Genomic DNA, 18,117 nt, shown 5'->3' with positions numbered 1-18,117 from the left:
CTTCGTGATCCTGTTTCATTGGAGTGCCGATGAGCATTTTTGATCTTCAACTGGAAACCGAACGCCTGCTGCTGCGGCCGCCGGCTGCCGAGGACTTCGACGCCTTCGCCGCGTTCTGTGCCGATCCGTTGACCATGCAGCATCTGGGTGGGGTGCAGGTGCCATCGGTGGCGTGGCGCAGCCTGGCGGCGCTGACCGGTAGTTGGCAGCTGCTCGGTTATTCGATGTTCTCGGTGATCGAAAAAAGCAGCGGCCGCTGGATTGGCCGGGTCGGGCCCTGGCAGCCGCATGGTTGGCCGGGCACCGAAGTTGGCTGGAGTATCGCGTCCGAATTCTGGGGCCGCGGCTATGCGCCTGAGGCGGCGCGGGCGAGCATTGACTGGGCCTTCGATACGCTGGGTTGGCAGGAGGTGATCCACACCATCGAGCCGGCCAATACCAACTCGGTGGCGGTGGCGCGCAAGCTGGGTTCGAGCCTGCTGCGCTAGGCGCGGTTGCCGGCGCCGGCCGATATCGCCGTGGATGTCTGGGGGCAATCGCGACAGGCGTGGAACGCGCGCCGCTGACGGCAGGGTTTTGCTGCGGTCGCAGCTTTACCGAAGCCCCCGTGATCCGTTCAGATGGACGCTGTCGCCTGCCAGTCGGCAGCGGGGAGCGTATCGGTGAGTGTCACGGGTAACGGGTTGCGGATGTATGGCATGTCCTCGTCGGGCAACTGCCATAAAGTCAGGTTGCTGCTGGAGCAGTTGGGCACGCGCTACGACTGGATCGAGGTGAACAGTGCGCAGGGCCAGACCCGCACCCCGGAATTTCTCGCGCTCAATCCCAACGGCAAGGTGCCGGCGGTGCAGCGTGCCGATGGCCGGGTGCTGACCGAATCCAATGCCATCCTGTTCTGGCTTGCCGAAGGCACACCATTCCTGCCGGCCGATGGCTGGCAGCGGGCGCAGGCGCTGTCCTGGATGTTCTTCGAGCAATACAGCCACGAGCCCTATATTGCCGTCGCCCGCTTCATCAGCATCTGGACGCCTGCTGATTCGGCGCGCCGCGATGAGCTGCCACGGCTGCGCGAACGCGGCCACGCCGCGCTGGCGGTGATGGAACGTCACCTGCAGGGCGCGCCGTGGTTCACCGGCCCTGATTACGGTGTGGCCGATATCGCCTTGTTTGCCTATACGGTTGTCGCCGAAGACGGCGGCATCGGTCTGTCACCGTATCCGGCCATTCAGCGTTGGCTGCAGGCGGTGCAGGCCCAGCCCGGCTTCCTGCCGATACTCGCCGCGTGACCACCCTTGCTTGACGCCTGATTCCGTCCCATCACTTGTTTGCTGTGGAGCCTGTCTGCATGTTTGCTCGTGTACCGAATCCCATCCCGGCCCGTATGAAGGGCCTGAACCGCGCCGAGATCTGCGACACCAATTTCATCGAATTCGTGAGCGCGCTGGCGCCGGGCCCGGACCAGGGACCGCAGCCGGCGGCACCCGTCCTGCCCGGTAGTGCACTGGATGCGCAGGGCTTCCGTGAACTGTTCGAGTCACAGCTGGTCAGCCGTCATCTGGATTTGATGGCGCGCGTGCTGCGCGTACAGAACAAGGTCTTCTACACGATTGGCTCCTCCGGCCACGAGGGCAACGCGATGGTGGCGCGGGCTGCGCGGCACACCGATCCGGCCTTCCTGCACTACCGTTCGGGCGGTTTCATGGCCGAGCGTTTCCGCAAGTTGCCGGGCATGGACCCGGTGATGGATTCGGCGCTGTCGTTCGCGGCCAGCAAGGATGATCCGGCCAGCGGCGGCCGCCATAAGGTATGGGGCAGCAAGCCGTTGTGGGTGCTGCCGCAGACCTCGACCATCGCCTCGCACCTGCCCAAGGCGCTGGGCACGGCAATGGCCATCGAGGCCGGCAAGCGGTTGGGGCAGGGCCTGCCGATTCCCGATGACAGCATCACCATCTGTTCCTTCGGCGATGCCTCGGCCAACCACGCCACCGCGCAGACCGCCTTCAACGCCGCGGCCTGGAGCAGCTTCCAGAAGCTGCCGGCGCCGGTGCTGTTCGTCTGCGAGGACAATGGCATCGGTATTTCGGTCAAAACGCCTGCGGGCTGGATAGGTGAAAGCTTCCGGCAGCGGCCGGGGCTGGACTACTTCCAGGCCGACGGTCTGGATCTGGCCACGGGCTATGCCGACGTGCAGAAGGCGGTGGAGCATTGCCGCCGCACGCGCCGACCGACCTTCCTGCACCTGCGCACCACGCGCCTGATGGGCCATGCCGGTACCGATTTCGAGATCGAGTGGCGGGCACTGGAGGAGCTGTGCGCGGTTGAAGCGGGTGATCCGCTGCTGCGCTCGGCGCAGATCGCGATCGAGTCGGGCCTGATGGACACCGCCGAGGTGCTGGCCTTGTACGAGCACACCCGCCAGCGCTGCTTCGCCGCCGCCGAGGATGCAGACCGGCGCCCGCGATTGACTGAATTGCAGGATGTCATCGCACCGCTGGCGCCGTATACGCCGGACAAGGTGCAGGCCGAGGCGACCCGTGCGGATTACGCCGAGCGCCGTCTGCAGGTATTCGGCAGCGAGGCTGGCCTGCCCGAGAATCAGCCGGCCAGGCATCTGGCGGTGCAGATCAACCAGGCATTGCATGATCTGTTCGCCAAGTACCCGGAGACCTTGTTGTTCGGCGAGGACGTGGCGCAGAAGGGCGGCGTGTACACGGTGACCAAGGGCCTGCAGAAGGCCTTCGGTCCGCGCCGGGTGTTCAATACCCTGCTCGATGAAACCATGATCCTGGGCATGGCCCAGGGCTTCGCCAACATGGGCATGTTGCCGTTGCCCGAAATCCAGTACCTGGCTTACCTGCACAACGCCATTGACCAAGTGCGCGGCGAAGCCTGCTCGCTGCAGTTCTTCTCCAACGACCAGTACCGCAACCCGATGCTGATCCGCATCGCCGGGCTGGGATACCAGAAGGGCTTTGGCGGGCACTTCCACAATGACAACTCGATCACCGCCATCCGCGATATTCCCGGGCTGGTGGTCGGCTGCCCGTCGCGTGGCGATGACGCTGCGGCGATGCTGCGCACGCTTGCCGCTTTGGCCAAGGTGGATGGACGGGTCAGCGTGTTCCTTGAGCCGATCGCTCTGTACATGACCAAGGATCTCTACGCGCCCGGTGATGGCCAGTGGCTGTTCCCGTATCCGGCGCCGGATCAGGCGCTGGTACTGGGCGAAGGCCGGGTCTACGGCGAGGGCAATGACGACCTGCTGATCATCAGTTACGGCAATGGCGTGCCGATGGCGCTGCGCGCGGCCAAGACCATCGAGCAGCAGCATGGCTGGAAGGTGCGGGTGGTGGACCTGCGCTGGCTGGTGCCGCTCAATGCCAGCTATATCGCTGCACAGGCCAAGGGCGCCAAGCGCATCATCGTGCTCGACGAAGGTCGCCACAGCGCCGGCGTGGGCGAGGGCGTGATCACCGCGCTGGTCGAGGCTGGGCATGCGCAGGTGCCGCTGCGCCGGGTAACCGGTGTGGATACTTACACGCCGCTGGCCGGTGCAGCGCTGCTGGTGCTGCCGGGTGATGCTGATGTGGTGGCTGCGGCAGTGGAGCTGGCGTGAGCGGCCTGCCGCTGTTTGTGGGAGTGGCGCTTGTTTGTAGGAGCGCCGCTTGTTTGTAGGAGCGGCGTCAGCCGCGAAGCAGATATTGCTGAAATCCCCGCTATGCCCGCGACCTGACTGAGCTGTGACTTCGCGGCTTACGCCGCTCCTACAACTCAGCCCCCTCCCTTTGGCGCAGCCAAGGGGAGGGTTGGGGAGGGGTTGGCTTTTAGGGCCCTTCCGGCAGTGTCGGCTTCGCGGCTTACGCCGCTCCTACAGCTCAGCCCCCTCCCTTTGGCGCAGCCAAGGGGAGGGTCGGGGAGGGGTTGGCTTTTGGGGCCTTTCGGCTCCGCCAGCTTCGCGGCTGACGCCGCTCCCACAAAGGCAGGCAACATCGCTTCAGGGCCACAGACAAACAAAACCCCGCCTTGGCGGGGTTTTGTTTTCATGCATCAACAGCTGGATCAGCTATTGGCTTTCAGCTTGGCCAGGCGCAGCCAGGTGTCGACCACGGTGTCCGGGTTCAGCGACACCGACTCGATCCCTTCCTGCATCAGCCATTCGGCCAGATCCGGGTGATCGGACGGGCCCTGGCCGCAGATACCGACGTACTTGCCCTTGGCGCGGGCGCTCTTGATCGCCATCGACAGCAGCTTCTTGACTGCCGGGTTCCGCTCGTCGAACAGGTGCGCGACGATCGAGGAATCGCGGTCCAGGCCCAGGGTCAGCTGGGTCAGGTCGTTGGAGCCGATCGAGAAGCCGTCGAAGATTTCCAGGAACTCATCGGCCAGCAGTGCGTTGGACGGAACCTCGCACATCATGATGATCTTCAGGCCGTTTTCGCCCTGCTTCAGGCCGTTGGCAGCCAGCACCTCGACGACCTTGCGGCCTTCTTCCAGGGTGCGAACGAACGGGATCATCACCCACAGGTTCTCCAGGCCCATTTCGTTGCGCACGCGCAACACGGCCTGGCATTCCAGTGCGAAGGCCTTGGAGAAGCTCGGGTCGACGTAACGGCTGGCGCCGCGGAAGCCGATCATCGGGTTCTCTTCGTGCGGCTCGTAGTTGCTGCCGCCGATCAGGTTGGCGTACTCGTTGGACTTGAAGTCCGACAGGCGCACGATCACCGGGTTCGGTGCGACCGAGGCGGTCAGGGTGGCGATGCCTTCGGCAAGACGGTCCACATAGAAGCTCACCGGATCCTTGTAGCCGGCGATTTTCTCGTCGATCTTCTTTTTGGTGGCAGCGTCCTGGCGGTCGTATTCCAGCAGCGCGTTCGGGTGGATGCCGATGTGGCTGGCAATGATCATTTCCAGGCGGGCCAGGCCGATGCCGGCGTTCGGCAGCTGGCCGAAGTCGAAGGCACGTTCCGGGTTGGCCACGTTCATCATGATCTTCAGCGGTGCCGGCGGCATGTTGCCAAGATCGGTGGTGGTACGGTCGAAGGCCAGCTTGCCGGCATAGATGAAGCCGGTGTCGCCTTCGGCGCAGCTGACGGTCACTTCCTGGCCGTCCTGGATCAGCTGGGTCGCGTTGCCCGAGCCGACCACGGCCGGTACGCCCAACTCACGCGCGATGATCGCGGCATGGCAGGTGCGGCCGCCACGGTTGGTGACGATGGCCGAAGCGCGCTTCATCACCGGCTCCCAATCGGGGTCGGTCATGTCGGCGATCAGCACGTCGCCCGGCTGCACGCGGGCCATGTCGTCCAGCGACTTGACCACGCGGGCCACGCCGGCGCCGATCTTGGCGCCAACGGCGCGCCCTTCGGCGATGACTTCACCCTTTTCCTGCAGCGCATAACGCTCGATCTGGGTGGCCTTGGCGCGGGACTTCACGGTTTCCGGGCGCGCCTGGACGATGAACAGCTTGCCGCTGACGCCGTCCTTGGCCCACTCGATATCCATCGGGCGGCCGTAATGCTTTTCGATGACCAGCGCCTGCTTGGACAGTTCCTGCACGTCCTCATCGCTGATCGAGAAGGTGTTGCGGATATCGACCGGCGTGTCTTCGATCTTGACGCGCTCGCCCGGGACGTCCGAATAGACCATGCGGATGGCCTTGGAGCCCAGCGAACGGCGCAGGATGGCCGGCTTGCCGGCATGCAGGCTCGGCTTGTAGACGTAGAACTCGTCAGGATTCACCGCGCCCTGTACCACCATTTCGCCCAGACCGACCGAGGAGGTGACAAACACCACGTCGCGGAAGCCGGACTCGGTGTCCAGGGTGAACAGCACGCCGGAGGAACCAACGCCCGAACGCACCATCAGCTGCACGCCGGCGGACAGGAACACGTCTTCATGCTTGAAGCCGTGGTGCACGCGGTAGGCGATGGCGCGGTCGTTGTACAGCGAGGCAAACACTTCCTTGACCTTGTGCACGACGTCGTCGGCACCGGTGACATTGAGGAAGGTTTCCTGCTGGCCGGCGAACGAGGCATCCGGCAGATCTTCGGCGGTGGCCGAGGAGCGCACGGCCACGGCGATATCGCCGCCACCGTTCTCTGCGCTCAGCTTTTCGTAAGCGGCGCGGATGTCCTGGTCCAGCTGCGGCTGCAGCGGGGCATCGATGACCCAGTTGCGGATTTCCTTGCCGGCAACGGTCAGGGCGGCGACATCTTCCACGTCCAGCGTGGCCAGCTTGTCGAAAATGCGCTTGGACAGGTCGTTATGGGCAATAAAGTCCTTGAACGCCTCGGAGGTGGTTGCATAACCACCGGGGACGGACACCCCTAGACCGGCAAGATTGCCGATCATCTCCCCGAGCGAGGAGTTTTTGCCACCTACGCGGGCCAGATCAGCCAAGCGCAGCTCATGCAACCACAGGATATTCTCGTTCAAGCGCGATGCTCCGTTGAGGCCATCGCCCGTGGCGGGCTTGGGATGGCCACGTCCGTAGGAAGAAGCCAATATGATGCAGTGCACACCGAAGCCGCACAAGCTTGTGACAATACTTTGTCTTGTGCTTGTCTTTTCCGGGACAGGCTAGGCCATCACGCTTGACCCGTGGTCAGGATCACATTCCGAAGGGAGTTCTCATGACGGCAATCCGGCCGGTTTTCTATGTTTCCGATGGCACCGGCATTACCGCCGAGACCGTGGGCCACAGCTTGTTGACCCAGTTCAATGGCTTCAGTTTCGTTACCGATCGCATGTCGTTCGTGGACGATAGGGACAAGGCGCACGAGGCGGCGGCGCGCATCCGGGCTGCTGGCGAGCGCTATCAGGTGCGCCCCATCGTGGTCAGCTCCTGCGTGGATTCCAGCCTGGGGCTGATCCTGGAGGAGAGCGGGGCGCTGGTGCTGGATGTCTTTGCCCCATTCATCGGGCCATTGGAGCAGGAACTCAGCTCCGCCCGGCACTCCAAGGTGGGCCAGGCGCACGGCATGGTCGACTTCGATACCTATCACCGGCGCATCAATGCGATGAATTTCGCGCTGAGCCACGACGACGGCATCGCCGTGAACTACGACGAGGCCGATGTGGTGCTGGTGGCAGTGTCGCGCGCCGGCAAGACCCCGACCTGCATTTATCTGGCGCTGCATTACGGCATCCGCGCGGCCAACTACCCGTTGACCGAGGAGGATCTGGAACAGGACCGCCTGCCGGCGCGTCTGCGCCCGTATCGCAACAAGTTGTTCGGCCTGACCATCGACCCGGAACGCCTGCAGCAGATCCGCCAGGAGCGCCGCCCGAATTCGCGCTACGCCAGCTTCGAGACCTGCAAGCGTGAAGTCACTGCGGCTGAAACCATGTTCCGCATGGAGCGCATTCCAACGCTGAGCACCACGCATACCTCGATCGAGGAGATCTCAAGCAAGGTGCTGAGCACCTTGAGCCTGCAGCGCGAGATGTTCTGAGCCAGGGTCACTGCACTTCTTCAGGTCCTTGGATCACCGGTAGTGCCGAGCCATGCTCGGCGAAGGCGTTACCGGTAAACCCAGATTGACCTCGGATTTGCCTTGTGGGCGCGGCATAAGCCGCGAAGCTGATGGTTCTCTGAAATTGCAGCTGGTCCAGCGGCTTGATTGATGCAGGCGTCGCGGCTTATGCCGCTCCCACAACGTCTTCGGGTCTTTAGGTCATCGGTAGTGCCGAGCCATGCTCGGCAGAGGCTCTACAGGTAAACCCAGATTGGCCTTGGATTTGCGGTGTGGAAGCGGCATAAGCCGCGAAGCTGATGGTTCTCTGGAATTGCAGCTGGTCCGGCGGCTTGATTGACGCAGGCTTCGCGGCTTACGCCGCTCCTACACCATTTTTTTGGGTCATTGGTAGAGCCCCTGCCGAGCATGGCTCGGCACCACAACCGGGCGCTGCTGATCGTCGTTGCTGCGCCCGACACGCCCCGGCGTGTACGATCAGGCAATGGCAGGCGCACTTTCCCGCATTGATCGCATCCCCAGGCTCAGCCGGCTGAGCTGGCTGATGGGCTTGTATGCGGAAAACCATGACCACCTGATGCGCCTGTTCGCGCCGGACCGGCTGCATGTGGGCAGCCACCTGTCCAGCATCGGCGATGGCCTGGACCTGCGCTTGGACGTGATCGAATGCCACCGTTACACGGTGGAGCTGCGCTTGACCTATGACCTGTGTGACCCTGTCACCGGTGAGCCCGATCCTTCGGCGTATGTGCGCCTGTACCGCGACGCACGCCAGGCCGAAACCACACATTGCTATGTGGGCAGGCGCTGGCAGGACGTGATGGGCATGTATCCGCCACCGGAGGCCCTGATCAGCCATCGCATGCGCATGAATACCTTCCTCGGCAAGTGGCTGGACTACCTGGCCGAACGCGGCCACAGCGTAGCCACGCTGCGGCGAGTGGACGACACCGTGGTGCCGATGCGGCGCATGGACGTGTTGCCAGGCTGAGGCGCGCGCCGCGCATCGGTCATACTGCACGCCCCTCTGGTTCCGGTTGTCGCTATGCCGTACACCCCGATTATGGCCACGCTCGGCTATGTCTTGTCCGCCGACGGCAGCAAGGCCTTGATGATCCACCGCAACACCCGCCCCGGCGACATGCACCTGGGCAAGTACAACGGGCTGGGCGGCAAGATGGAAACCGACGAGGACATTCTCGCCTGCATGCATCGCGAGATCCGCGAAGAGGCCGGCATCGAGTGCGGCACCACCCGCCTGCGCGGCAGCATCAGCTGGCCGGGCTTCGGCAAGAACGGCGAGGACTGGTTCGCCTTCATCTTCGTCATCGACGACTACACCGGCACGCCGATGGAAGTGAACCGGGAAGGCACGCTGGAATGGGTGGCTGTGGATCAGCTCGACTCGCTGCCGCTATGGGAAGGCGACCGGCATTTCCTGCCGCTGGTGTTCGACCAGGACCCGCGCCCGTTCCATGGTGTGATGCCTTACCGCGACGGACGGATGCAGTCGTGGAGCTATACCCGGCTGTAACGCCAGCCATCGGGCGGCGCTTAATGCGCCTGCCGTGGCATCCGTTGGACGCACAGGTGTTCGGCCGACGAATGGCGCCGCACGCATCCTGTTGCTGCAGGCGCAGCCCGCAGCCTGTGCGGGCCGACAGGCGCCTGTACTGTCCACGATTCAGGTGCGCGCGGTACCCTGTGCTGGTCAACGCACCGTGAGTTCCCATGAAACGCCATTTCTCGATGCTCCGTGAGTTCCAGCTTGCGGATTGGTTCACCCTCGGCAACGCGTTCTGCGGCACCGGCGCGGTGTTCGCGGCAATGCGCTTCCTGCAGGACGGCCAGCGCGGCTTTCTGATGTTCGGCATGGCGCTGATTCCACTGGCCTTCATCTTCGACGCGCTGGACGGGCGGGTAGCGCGCTGGCGGCAGTCCTCCTCCACGCTGGGGCGCGAGCTGGATTCGCTGGCCGACATCATCTCCTTTGGCGTGGCGCCGGCCGCGCTGGCCTATGCCTGTGGCATGCAGGGCGGCTGGGACTGGCTGATATTGAGCTATTTCGTCTGCTGCGGCGTCAGCCGCCTGGCCCGCTACAACGTCACCGCCGAAGAGATCGCCGGCGAATCGGACAAGGTGCCGTACTTCGAGGGCACGCCAATTCCCACCAGCCTGGCGCTGGTGATCGTGCTGGCGCTGGCGGCCCATTTCAATGCGATTGGCCCGGCGTTGTGGGGTGGCAGCTGGCAGCTGGGCCCGTGGCAGTTGCATCCGCTGGTGCTGCTGTTTGCGCTGTCCGGCTCGCTGATGATCAGCAAGACCCTGCGCATTCCCAAGCCCTGACGCCGGCAGGCCGGCCGCATTGCTATCATCGCCGGGTATTCGGGGAGTAGAGCAATGGCGGCGGCAGGCAACAACGACAACGCGGATTTTGAAGCCAGCATGCGCGGCTACTGGGAGGCGTGGTCACAGGCCATGCAGGGCCCGGGCGCGGCGGCAGGCGCCGATTTTCCCTGGCGTGAAAGCATCGCCCAGTGGACCCGCCTGGTCAGCACCGACACCCCGCCCGAAGTCCAGGCGCTGGGTGCCCGTTTCCAGCACCAGGCAGGCGATTGGCTGGGCATGATGCAGCAGGTTGCCGCTCGCTTTGCCGGCCGTGACACCACAGCGGCGGAAGTGGCTGCGGCGTGGCGCGAGGCGGTGCAGGCCGGGCAGGGCGATGAGCTGTTGCAGTGGATGCTGGGCGCAGCGCGTGGCGGCAATGCATTGAACGATCAGCCTTGGCTTCGCGAGTTCGCCAAGGCCGCGCAGAGTGGTTTTGGCGGTGGCGATTGGTTGAACGCTCCAGCATTCGGCCCGGGCCGTGAGCATCAGGCGCGCTGGCAGGCCTTGTTGAAAACCCAGCAGGCATACCAGGCGCGCGCCGAAGCCTATGTGGATACGATCCGTGGGGTGCTGGACGACGCATTCAAGCGTTTCGAAGCCAAGCTGGCCGAGCATGAGGTGCCGGGCAGCCAGTTGACCAGCGCGCGGGCGATGTTCGACCTGTGGATCGACGCGGCCGAAGAGGCCTATGCCAAGGTGGCGCTGTCCGACGACTTCCAGCGCATATATGGCGAGTTGGCTAACGCCCAGATGCGTTTGCGCGCCGCCTCGCAGAGCGAGCTGGAGCGTGCCTGCGATGCCATGGGCATGCCTACCCGAACTGAAATGGATGCCGCGCACAAGCGGATTGCCGAGTTGGAGCGGCAGGTGCGGCGGCTGATTGCCATGGCCCAGCAGCCTGCGCCCGCAGCGGCCAGCGCTGTGGAACGTGCGCCGACAAAGCGCGCTGGCGCTGCCAAACGCGCGGAGGCAGCTGCTGCCACAGCGCCAGCGAAGGCTGCCGCAAAGAATGCCGCCAAGGCGGCCGCACGCAAGCCTGCGGGTACAACGGCCGCGACCGGAAAGCCAGGCGTCAAGAAGCCGGCCGTCAAGAAGCCAGTCATCAGGAACAAGGCCGCCGCAAAACCCGCTTCGGCGCGTGGCCGGAGAGCGAAATGAAAGGTCCGCTCGGGTTTGGCAACGATGATCTGCTGCAGGAAACCCTGCAATGGCAGCGCAAGCTGGTTGATGGCCTGAAGCTGCTGCCCGGCGTGGAGGACGTGGATTACGGCGTCACCGAGCGCCAGGAAGTGTGGAGCGATGGCAAGGTCAAGCTGTACCGCTTTGTCAGCGACAACGCCAAGGCCGGGCAACCGCCGTTGCTGATCGTCTACGCGCTGGTCAACCGGCCGTACATGGTGGACCTGCAGGATGGCCGTTCGCTGGTGCAGAAGCTGTTGGCCTTGGGTCAGGACGTGTATGTGCTGGACTGGGGCTACCCGGACCGTTCAGAGCGCTTCCTGACCCTGGAAGACTATCTGCTGCGCTATGTCGACGGTGCGGTCGATCACCTGCGCGCGCAGCGCAACGGTGCGCCGGTAAACCTGCTTGGCATCTGCCAGGGAGGCGTGTTCGCGCTGTGCTACAGCGCACTGCGTCCACACAAGGTGCAGAACCTGATCACGATGGTCACGCCGGTGGATTTCCATACCGCCGACAACATGTTGTCGCAGTGGGCACGACATGTGGACGTCGATCTGTTCGTCGATACGCTGGGCAACATCCCGGCCGATCTGATGAATGCCAGTTACCTGATGCTCAAGCCATTCCGTTTGAACGTGCAGAAATACGTTGGCTTGATGGACATCCTCGACGACAAGCAGGCGCTGGAAGATTTCCTGCGCATGGAGAAGTGGATCTTCGATTCGCCCGACCTTGCCGGCGAGGCGTTCCGCCAGTTCGTCAAACAGTTCTATCAGCACAATGGGCTGATGCAGGGCAGCATCCGCATTGGCGAGGAGCCGGTGGACCTGGCACAGCTGCGCATGCCGATCCTGAACATCTATGCCGAACAGGATCATCTGGTGCCGCCGGCTGCATCGCGCGCGATGCAGGGGCAGGTGGGCAGCGCGGACTACACCGAGCTGGGGTTCCGTGGCGGCCATATCGGCATCTATGTTTCCGGCCGCGCGCAGCGCGAGGTGCCCGGCGCCATCAATGACTGGTTGAGCGAACGCGCATGAGAAAACTCTGCAATCTGTTGCTCGCGGGTGCACTGGCTGCCATTGCAGTACCGGCCAGCGCCGCACCCGGTGCCGCAACCCAGCGCGAGATCACCGGCTTGATGCAGGCGCTGGAAAGCTCGGGTTGCCGCTTCCAGCGCAACGGCAGCTGGTATGAAGCGCCGGCTGCGCGTGCCCACCTGCAACGCAAGTACGACTATCTGCTCAAGCGCGACATGGTCGACAGCAGCGAGCAGTTCATCGACCGTGCCGCCAGCCGCAGCAGCATGAGTGGCAAGGCCTATCGGGTTGCCTGTGCGGGCGTGCCCGAGCAGGACGCCTCGGCCTGGTTCCTGCAGCAGCTGCGACGCCTGCGCGCGCCGGCAGGCTGATGCAGCGCACGTGCGACCGATGGGTGTTGCGGGCCGCCCGCTGATGCAGCTGGCAATGCCGCCACTGTGGCTGCGCATCGTTGGCGGTGTGTGGACCTCGCCCAATACCTTGATCGGATTGATTGCCGGTGGACTGGGGTACTTTGCCGGCGCGCGCGCGCAGTGGAGCAGCAGTGAATGCGCGCTGGTATTCAGGCGCTGGCCGTGGGGGCCGGGCGGCGCAATCACGTTCGGCATGGTGATCCTGCATACCGGCGACGATCTGGACGGCCTGTGCATGACCTACGAACACCGCGCCGGGCGCTGCGAGCATCCGCGCGTGCGGCTGGGGGACCACGAGCGTGCGCATGTCTTTCAATATCTCGTATTGGGGCCGCTGTTTCTGCCGGTGTACCTGTTGTGCGGTGGTGTGAGCGTGCGCAATCCGTTCGAGCGCGCAGCGGATCGCTACGCGATGCAGGGCCGTGGTTGGTGGCCTACACGCAACTGAAAAGGTTGTGATGGCGGTGTGCTGAACACTGACATCAAACGCCAACCTTTTGTGTACAGCTCTGTAACGTGTGCCCGCGTATCGTTGCGCCTGTTACAGATCCAACAGGAGTACGACCCACCATGGCAATTGTTCTTTATATCGGTGGCAGCAAGGATGGCGATAAGGGTGTGTTGCCCTACGGCTTCAGCAAAACCCGCGCAGATACCGAGCATGGCCCGGAAATTTACGTCGAGCGGATGATGAGCGTGAGCGGCAGGGTGCCGATGCGCGTCATGGTGCTGGAAGACCTGCGTGAGGATATCGCCAGCCAGCGGCTGAACCAACACCTGGCCTGAGTATTCAGGCGCACGCGTCGGGCGACAGGTCCGGCGCGTGCTGTCAACGGCTTTCCCCCAGCCCCGCGCATTGCCAGAATGGCAGCTCCCGTCACCGTGGCTACCGCACCGGCAATGCAAGACATCAAGCTCGCGCAGCAGATCGCGCAGACAATCGCCGACGAGATCGGCGCACAGTCCGCCCAGGCCAAGGCCGCCATCGCATTGCTGGATGAAGGCGCCAGCGTCCCGTTCATTGCCCGCTACCGCAAGGAAGTGACCGGCGGCCTGGACGACACCCAGTTGCGTAATCTTGAAACCCGGCTCAGCTACCTGCGCGAGCTGGAAGACCGCCGCAGTACGGTGCTGGCCAGTATTGAAGAGCAGGGCAAGCTCAATGACGGGCTGCGTGCCGAGATCATGGCCGCTGATACCAAATCGCGGCTGGAAGATCTTTACCTGCCTTACAAGCCCAAACGCCGCACGCGTGCGCAGATTGCGCGCGAGGCAGGTCTGGAACCCTTGGCCGACGGCCTGCTCAACGATCCCATGCTGGACCCGCAGGTCTTCGCGGCTGGTTTCGTTGATGCCGACAAGGGTGTTGCCGATACCAAGGCGGCATTGGAAGGTGCACGCGCAATCCTGATGGAGCGCTGGGGCGAGGACGCTGCCTTGGTCGGCGAACTGCGCAGCTGGTTGGCCGACAACGGCGTCATCCGCGCCCGCATTGCCGAGGGCAAGGAAGCGGAGGGCGCCAAATACCGCGATTACTTCGACCATGCCGAGTCGCTGGCCAGGATTCCCTCGCACCGCTTGCTGGCTCTGTTCCGAGCGCGTCGTGAAGAGTTCCTGTTCCTGGAGCTGGACCCGGGCACTGATGCGGAAGCCGGCCATCAATACGCAGAAGGCCGGGTCGCGCGCAGTGCCGGCATTGCCAACAAGGACCGCCCGGCCGATCGCTGGTTGCTGGATGCGTGCCGGCTGACCTGGCGCGCCAAGCTGCATATGCATCTATTGCTGGACCTGTTCAACCAGGCCCGCGAGAAGGCTGAAGCCGAGGCGATCGCGGTGTTCGGCGACAACCTCAAGGACCTGATGCTGGCCGCACCCGCTGGCCCGAAGGCCGTGCTGGGGCTGGATCCAGGCATCCGCACCGGCTGCAAGATTGCCGTGGTCGATGCCACCGGCAAGCTGCTGGCCACCGATACGGTGTATCCGCATGAGCCCCGCCGGCAATGGGAGCAGTCGCTGCAGACGATCAAGCAGCTGTGCATCAAGCACAACGTGGAACTGATCGCGATCGGCAACGGCACCGCCAGCCGCGAAACCGACAAACTGGCAGGCGAGGCCATCGCCGCCTGTGCCAATCCCAAACTGCAGAAGGTTGTGGTCAGCGAGGCCGGTGCCTCGGTGTACTCGGCTTCGGAGTTCGCCGCCAAGGAGTTTCCGTCGCTGGATGTCTCGCTGCGCGGCGCGGTCTCCATCGCACGCCGGTTGCAGGATCCGCTGGCCGAACTGGTCAAGATCGAGCCCAAGGCCATTGGCGTGGGCCAGTACCAGCATGACGTGGATCAGTTCCGCCTGGCCAAGGCGCTCGACGCACGCGTGGAGGATTGCGTCAACGCGGTGGGCGTATTCGTGAACACCGCATCGGCGGCGCTGTTGACGCGCGTGTCCGGCCTGTCATCCACGGTGGCCGAGAACATCGTCCGTCACCGCGACGAAAACGGCCCGTTCAAGCGCCGCAAGGATCTGCTCAAGGTGTCGCGCCTTGGCGAAAAGACCTTCGAGCAATGCGCCGGCTTCCTGCGCATCGCCGATGGTGATGAGCCATTGGACGCATCAGCGGTGCATCCGGAAGCCTACCCGGTGGTGGAGCGTATCGTTGCGGCGGCGGCGCGGCCGATCAAGGCATTGCTCGGCGATGGCAGCTACCTGCGCACCCTGAAAGCCGAGCAGTTCACCGATGACAAGTTCGGCGTGCCCACCGTACGCGACATTCTCAAGGAAATGGAAAAGCCCGGCCGCGACCCGCGCCCTGAGTTCAAGGCCGCGCGCTTCGCCGAGGGCGTCGAGGACATCAAGGACCTGCGCGAAGGCATGATCCTGGAAGGCGTGGTCAGCAACGTTGCCGCGTTCGGTGCCTTCGTTGATATCGGCGTGCACCAGGATGGCCTGATCCATATCTCGGCGTTGTCCGATACGTTCGTCAAAGACCCGCGCGATGTGGTCAAGGCCGGCGATATCGTCAAAGTCAAGGTGCTGGAAGTGGATGTGCCACGCAAGCGCATTGCCCTGACCCGGCGCCTGGAAGATGCGCCGGCACCGGCGAAAAAGCCCGAGCGTGACGAGCGGGGTGCAGGGCCGGGACGTGGTGCTGGCGGCGGGCGCGACAGGGATCAGCGCGGCCAGCGTAGTGCGGGCAATGCTGGCGGCCGACCGGCAGCGGCTGCGGCACCGGCCAATAGTGCATTGGCCGATGCGTTCGCACGGGCCAAGCGCGGCAGCTGAGTCAGAGCAGTGTGGGTGTAGGAGCGGCGTAAGCCGCGAAGCAGACAATGCTGAATTACCGGGCGCCATACGGCCCGATGATGTATCTGCTTCGCGGCTGACGCCGCTGCCACAAATTCAGAATACGGGCGGCTCGCTCAGGCCGGAGCAAGAGCGCGCTGCAGCGCCTGGCTCAGGTCGCTGCTGGTGTAGGGCTTGGAGAGCTTTACCCCCGCATCGAATACGTCAGGCAGTTGATCGATATCCATCCCGGTCGCAACAAGGAACGGCGTGCCGCGTTGCCTCAGGCATTCGGCAACGGCGGTGCTGTTTTCATTGCTTGCCAGCCAATAGTCGAGAAACACCACCTGCGGCTGCAGCTCATCGATCATCTTCAGCGCAGCGCTGACCGAGGCGGCGACGCCGCCCACCTGCATGCCTTCGATCTCCAGCTGCATCTGCAGCAGCATGGCGTTCAACTCGTCGTTCTCCACGACCAGCACCCTCGTACCTTCGAGTGAGCCCATCGTTTGCCCCTTTACCAAACCCGGATGAAGTATAGCCACTCGCAGAAACAGGCATTACACAAATATTTTCGGCCCAGGTATGCCCAAGCGATGAAAGCTCCGCTATAATTCCGCTCCTGCCAGCCGAAGTGGCGGAATCGGTAGACGCAGCGGATTCAAAATCCGCCGCCCTTAAAAGCGTGGGGGTTCGAGTCCCCCCTTCGGCACCAGAGAAAACAGGCACTTAGGTGCCTTTTTCTTTGCCTGGAATTTGGCATGCCTTTCCGCAATCTTGCCCATGCGGTCTACGCATGCAGATCCTGGAATCAAATCGTGCAGCGTGTAGTGCCGAGCCATGCTCGGCAGAAGCTTTCCTGGCAATGCATCCATGTGTGCCAGCGATGAGGGACTTCTTCAGTCGCGCAATTGCCTCCGACCATTCGCCCGCCTGTCGCCTTTGACCTCACCCTTGTTCTCGCGGGACGTGCGGCGCGCACGAGGTGGTGGCCGATGGACCGCGTTCCCAGCTATGCATCCTGGCTTCGTTGCAGCGCGCCGCACTTGGCGCCCAGCAGGAACAGCGCAATGCCCAGGCCCAGGATCGACCAGTGCTGAATTCTGTCGCGCCGGGTGATGTAAACAATGCGATCCGATCCTTTGACCTTGAACTCGACTACCTGGCCGCTGGACGGATCGGGTGCAGGCGGGCGTTCGGCAAACAGATGACGGGCATGCATTGTCGTGCCGCCAAAGGACAACAGCGCTCCAGCCAGCAAGATGGCGAGTGCTTTCTTGTTCATCGAATTTCCCCTGAGCTTGCTGGATGGCAGCTCGGCGGAAGTATGTTGGCGCATCAGGCTTTCTGTCGATGGTGGTTGGGCAGTTCTGTGCGCTGGTTTATCCATTCGTCCTGCCTTGCTGACGTTGGCTGCGTCCAGCAAGGAGACAACTGCGCGCCCGCCCAGAACTATTCGTCCGCCGGAATCATCAAAAGTAAAACGGTGGCCAACGCCGGGCAGCCGATGTGGTTGGCAATGCCATGGAGGTGTTGTGCATGCCAGCCGTATTTCCGCAGGTTGATGTCAGCGGTCAGGCGCTCGAAACGATCTGATTGGCCGCGAAAGGACCGGGCCGAATAAGTGGTCGCCTGGTATGGGTTGAGCGGGCAGGGCATGGCTGCTCCAAACAACAGGCAAAAAAAAGCTCCGATTTCTCGGAGCTTTCTAAAAAATGGCGTCCCCACGGGGATTCGAACCCCGGTCGCCACCGTGAAAGGGTGATGTCCTAGGCCTCTAGACGATGGGGACGCGTATTCTTTGAATCTCAAGTTGTATATTCAGACGGCCTAATGCCTGAATTGGTGGAGCCAAGCGGGATCGAACCGCTGACCTCCTGCATGCCATGCAGGCGCTCTCCCAGCTGAGCTATGGCCCCACGTTGTTGCTAGCCCGCCATTATAGCGGCTTTTTATCGAATTGGAAGCTTTTTATTCTTCCGTGCAATCTCTTGGGAAGATCGCTTCGATAAAAAAAGACCCGATACGGCTGGGTCCGTTTGTACCTGATGAATGGCGTCCCCACGGGGATTCGAACCCCGGTCGCCACCGTGAAAGGGTGATGTCCTAGGCCTCTAGACGATGGGGACGCGTTATACTCATCAAATTGTCGACAATCCAGACGGCCTAATGTCCGGATTTGGTGGAGCCAAGCGGGATCGAACCGCTGACCTCCTGCATGCCATGCAGGCGCTCTCCCAGCTGAGCTATGGCCCCGTGAAGCGTTGTTGCGTTGCTGCCGAGAACGAAATCATAACGGCCCTTCTTTTTTCCCGCAAGCAGTTTGTGAAGAAATTTCTTCAT

16 protein-coding genes, 5 tRNA genes and 1 pseudogene are annotated in these 18,117 nt (G+C 63.2%); 14 read left to right on the top strand and 8 right to left on the bottom strand.

All coding sequences use genetic code 11. The features are described from left to right. Positions 1 to 29: 29 nt before the first annotated feature. The 3 genes and pseudogenes from BCV67_RS00935 to BCV67_RS00925 all read left to right on the top strand — a co-directional run bounded on the left by BCV67_RS00935 (position 30) and on the right by BCV67_RS00925 (position 3,616). Positions 30 to 566, top strand: a pseudogene (locus tag BCV67_RS00935) (GNAT family N-acetyltransferase). Positions 567 to 662: 96 nt separating this feature from the next. Further along, positions 663 to 1,286: a glutathione S-transferase family protein gene (locus BCV67_RS00930; RefSeq protein ID WP_428999493.1), complete on the top strand. Its 624-nt coding sequence runs from the start codon at positions 663 to 665 to the stop codon at positions 1,284 to 1,286. A gap of 59 nt (positions 1,287 to 1,345) precedes the next feature. Further along, positions 1,346 to 3,616, top strand: coding sequence for a thiamine pyrophosphate-dependent enzyme (locus BCV67_RS00925; protein WP_062166053.1), 2,271 nt, complete (start codon positions 1,346 to 1,348; stop codon positions 3,614 to 3,616). Between the two features lie 443 nt (positions 3,617 to 4,059). Here the strand turns inward: BCV67_RS00925 and ppsA are convergent, their stop codons facing one another. Beyond that, positions 4,060 to 6,435, bottom strand: a complete 2,376-nt coding sequence (gene ppsA, locus BCV67_RS00920; RefSeq protein ID WP_062166051.1) for a phosphoenolpyruvate synthase — start codon at positions 6,433 to 6,435, stop codon at positions 4,060 to 4,062. A 197-nt stretch (positions 6,436 to 6,632) separates the two neighbouring features. On the opposite strand from ppsA, the gene ppsR reads away from it, so the two are divergent. The 10 genes from ppsR (at position 6,633) to BCV67_RS00870 (ending at position 15,774) form a co-directional block, all read left to right on the top strand. Further along, positions 6,633 to 7,454 carry a posphoenolpyruvate synthetase regulatory kinase/phosphorylase PpsR gene (ppsR, locus tag BCV67_RS00915; RefSeq protein WP_062166049.1) on the top strand — a complete coding sequence of 274 codons (822 nt, stop codon included), beginning with the start codon at positions 6,633 to 6,635 and terminating at the stop codon, positions 7,452 to 7,454. A gap of 505 nt (positions 7,455 to 7,959) precedes the next feature. Next, positions 7,960 to 8,466, top strand: a complete 507-nt coding sequence (locus BCV67_RS00910) for a DUF1249 domain-containing protein (RefSeq protein ID WP_062166047.1) — start codon at positions 7,960 to 7,962, stop codon at positions 8,464 to 8,466. Between the two features lie 54 nt (positions 8,467 to 8,520). Continuing rightward, a complete protein-coding gene (locus tag BCV67_RS00905) occupies positions 8,521 to 9,009 on the top strand; it encodes an NUDIX hydrolase (RefSeq protein WP_062166045.1) in 489 nt (162 codons plus the stop codon). A gap of 197 nt (positions 9,010 to 9,206) precedes the next feature. Beyond that, positions 9,207 to 9,821 (top strand): CDP-alcohol phosphatidyltransferase family protein, encoded by a 615-nt coding sequence (locus BCV67_RS00900; RefSeq protein WP_057628346.1) that lies wholly within the window; start codon positions 9,207 to 9,209, stop codon positions 9,819 to 9,821. 54 nt (positions 9,822 to 9,875) lie between these two features. Beyond that, entirely contained in the window at positions 9,876 to 11,021 is a 1,146-nt protein-coding gene (gene phaE, locus BCV67_RS00895) for a class III poly(R)-hydroxyalkanoic acid synthase subunit PhaE (protein ID WP_062166044.1), read from the top strand. Then, entirely contained in the window at positions 11,018 to 12,085 is a 1,068-nt protein-coding gene (gene phaC, locus BCV67_RS00890) for a class III poly(R)-hydroxyalkanoic acid synthase subunit PhaC (protein WP_062166042.1), read from the top strand. Before phaE ends, phaC begins: the two co-directional genes overlap by 4 nt. Continuing rightward, the gene (locus BCV67_RS00885; RefSeq protein ID WP_062166040.1) at positions 12,082 to 12,456 is read left to right on the top strand and encodes a DUF5329 domain-containing protein; all 375 of its coding nucleotides are present in this window, start codon (positions 12,082 to 12,084) and stop codon (positions 12,454 to 12,456) included. The genes phaC and BCV67_RS00885 overlap by 4 nt, the downstream gene beginning before the upstream one ends. Positions 12,457 to 12,475: 19 nt before the next feature. Then, on the top strand, positions 12,476 to 12,946 hold the full coding sequence (locus BCV67_RS00880; protein WP_428999492.1) for a hypothetical protein: 471 nt from the start codon (positions 12,476 to 12,478) through the stop codon (positions 12,944 to 12,946). A gap of 122 nt (positions 12,947 to 13,068) precedes the next feature. Further along, positions 13,069 to 13,284, top strand: a complete 216-nt coding sequence (locus tag BCV67_RS00875; protein ID WP_062166038.1) for a hypothetical protein — start codon at positions 13,069 to 13,071, stop codon at positions 13,282 to 13,284. Positions 13,285 to 13,398: 114 nt separating this feature from the next. After that, entirely contained in the window at positions 13,399 to 15,774 is a 2,376-nt protein-coding gene (locus tag BCV67_RS00870) for a Tex family protein (protein ID WP_062171300.1), read from the top strand. A gap of 137 nt (positions 15,775 to 15,911) precedes the next feature. Here the strand turns inward: BCV67_RS00870 and BCV67_RS00865 are convergent, their stop codons facing one another. Then, positions 15,912 to 16,280: a response regulator gene (locus BCV67_RS00865; protein ID WP_062166036.1), complete on the bottom strand. Its 369-nt coding sequence runs from the start codon at positions 16,278 to 16,280 to the stop codon at positions 15,912 to 15,914. Positions 16,281 to 16,402: 122 nt separating this feature from the next. Between BCV67_RS00865 and BCV67_RS00860 the strand changes: the two genes are divergently transcribed. Continuing rightward, positions 16,403 to 16,489, top strand: a tRNA-Leu gene (locus tag BCV67_RS00860). A 297-nt stretch (positions 16,490 to 16,786) separates the two neighbouring features. On the opposite strand, the gene BCV67_RS00855 is transcribed toward BCV67_RS00860, so the two are convergent. The 6 genes from BCV67_RS00855 to BCV67_RS00835 form a co-directional block, all read right to left on the bottom strand. After that, positions 16,787 to 17,200 (bottom strand): hypothetical protein, encoded by a 414-nt coding sequence (locus tag BCV67_RS00855; protein WP_156455713.1) that lies wholly within the window; start codon positions 17,198 to 17,200, stop codon positions 16,787 to 16,789. 26 nt (positions 17,201 to 17,226) lie between these two features. After that, a complete protein-coding gene (locus BCV67_RS19895) occupies positions 17,227 to 17,433 on the bottom strand; it encodes a hypothetical protein (protein ID WP_156455712.1) in 207 nt (68 codons plus the stop codon). Positions 17,434 to 17,490: 57 nt separating this feature from the next. Further along, positions 17,491 to 17,566 (bottom strand) — tRNA-Glu (locus tag BCV67_RS00850). 51 nt (positions 17,567 to 17,617) lie between these two features. After that, positions 17,618 to 17,693 (bottom strand) — tRNA-Ala (locus BCV67_RS00845). Positions 17,694 to 17,827: 134 nt separating this feature from the next. Continuing rightward, positions 17,828 to 17,903: transfer RNA gene (locus BCV67_RS00840), tRNA-Glu, on the bottom strand. A gap of 51 nt (positions 17,904 to 17,954) precedes the next feature. Further along, positions 17,955 to 18,030: transfer RNA gene (locus BCV67_RS00835), tRNA-Ala, on the bottom strand. Between the last annotated feature and the right edge of the window lie 87 nt (positions 18,031 to 18,117).

The sequence above is a fragment of the Stenotrophomonas nitritireducens genome, assembly GCF_001700965.1.
GTDB classification, from domain to species: domain Bacteria; phylum Pseudomonadota; class Gammaproteobacteria; order Xanthomonadales; family Xanthomonadaceae; genus Stenotrophomonas; species Stenotrophomonas nitritireducens_A.
Note: the sequence above shows the minus strand (reverse complement) of the source record. Positions and strands in the feature narration are given on the sequence as shown.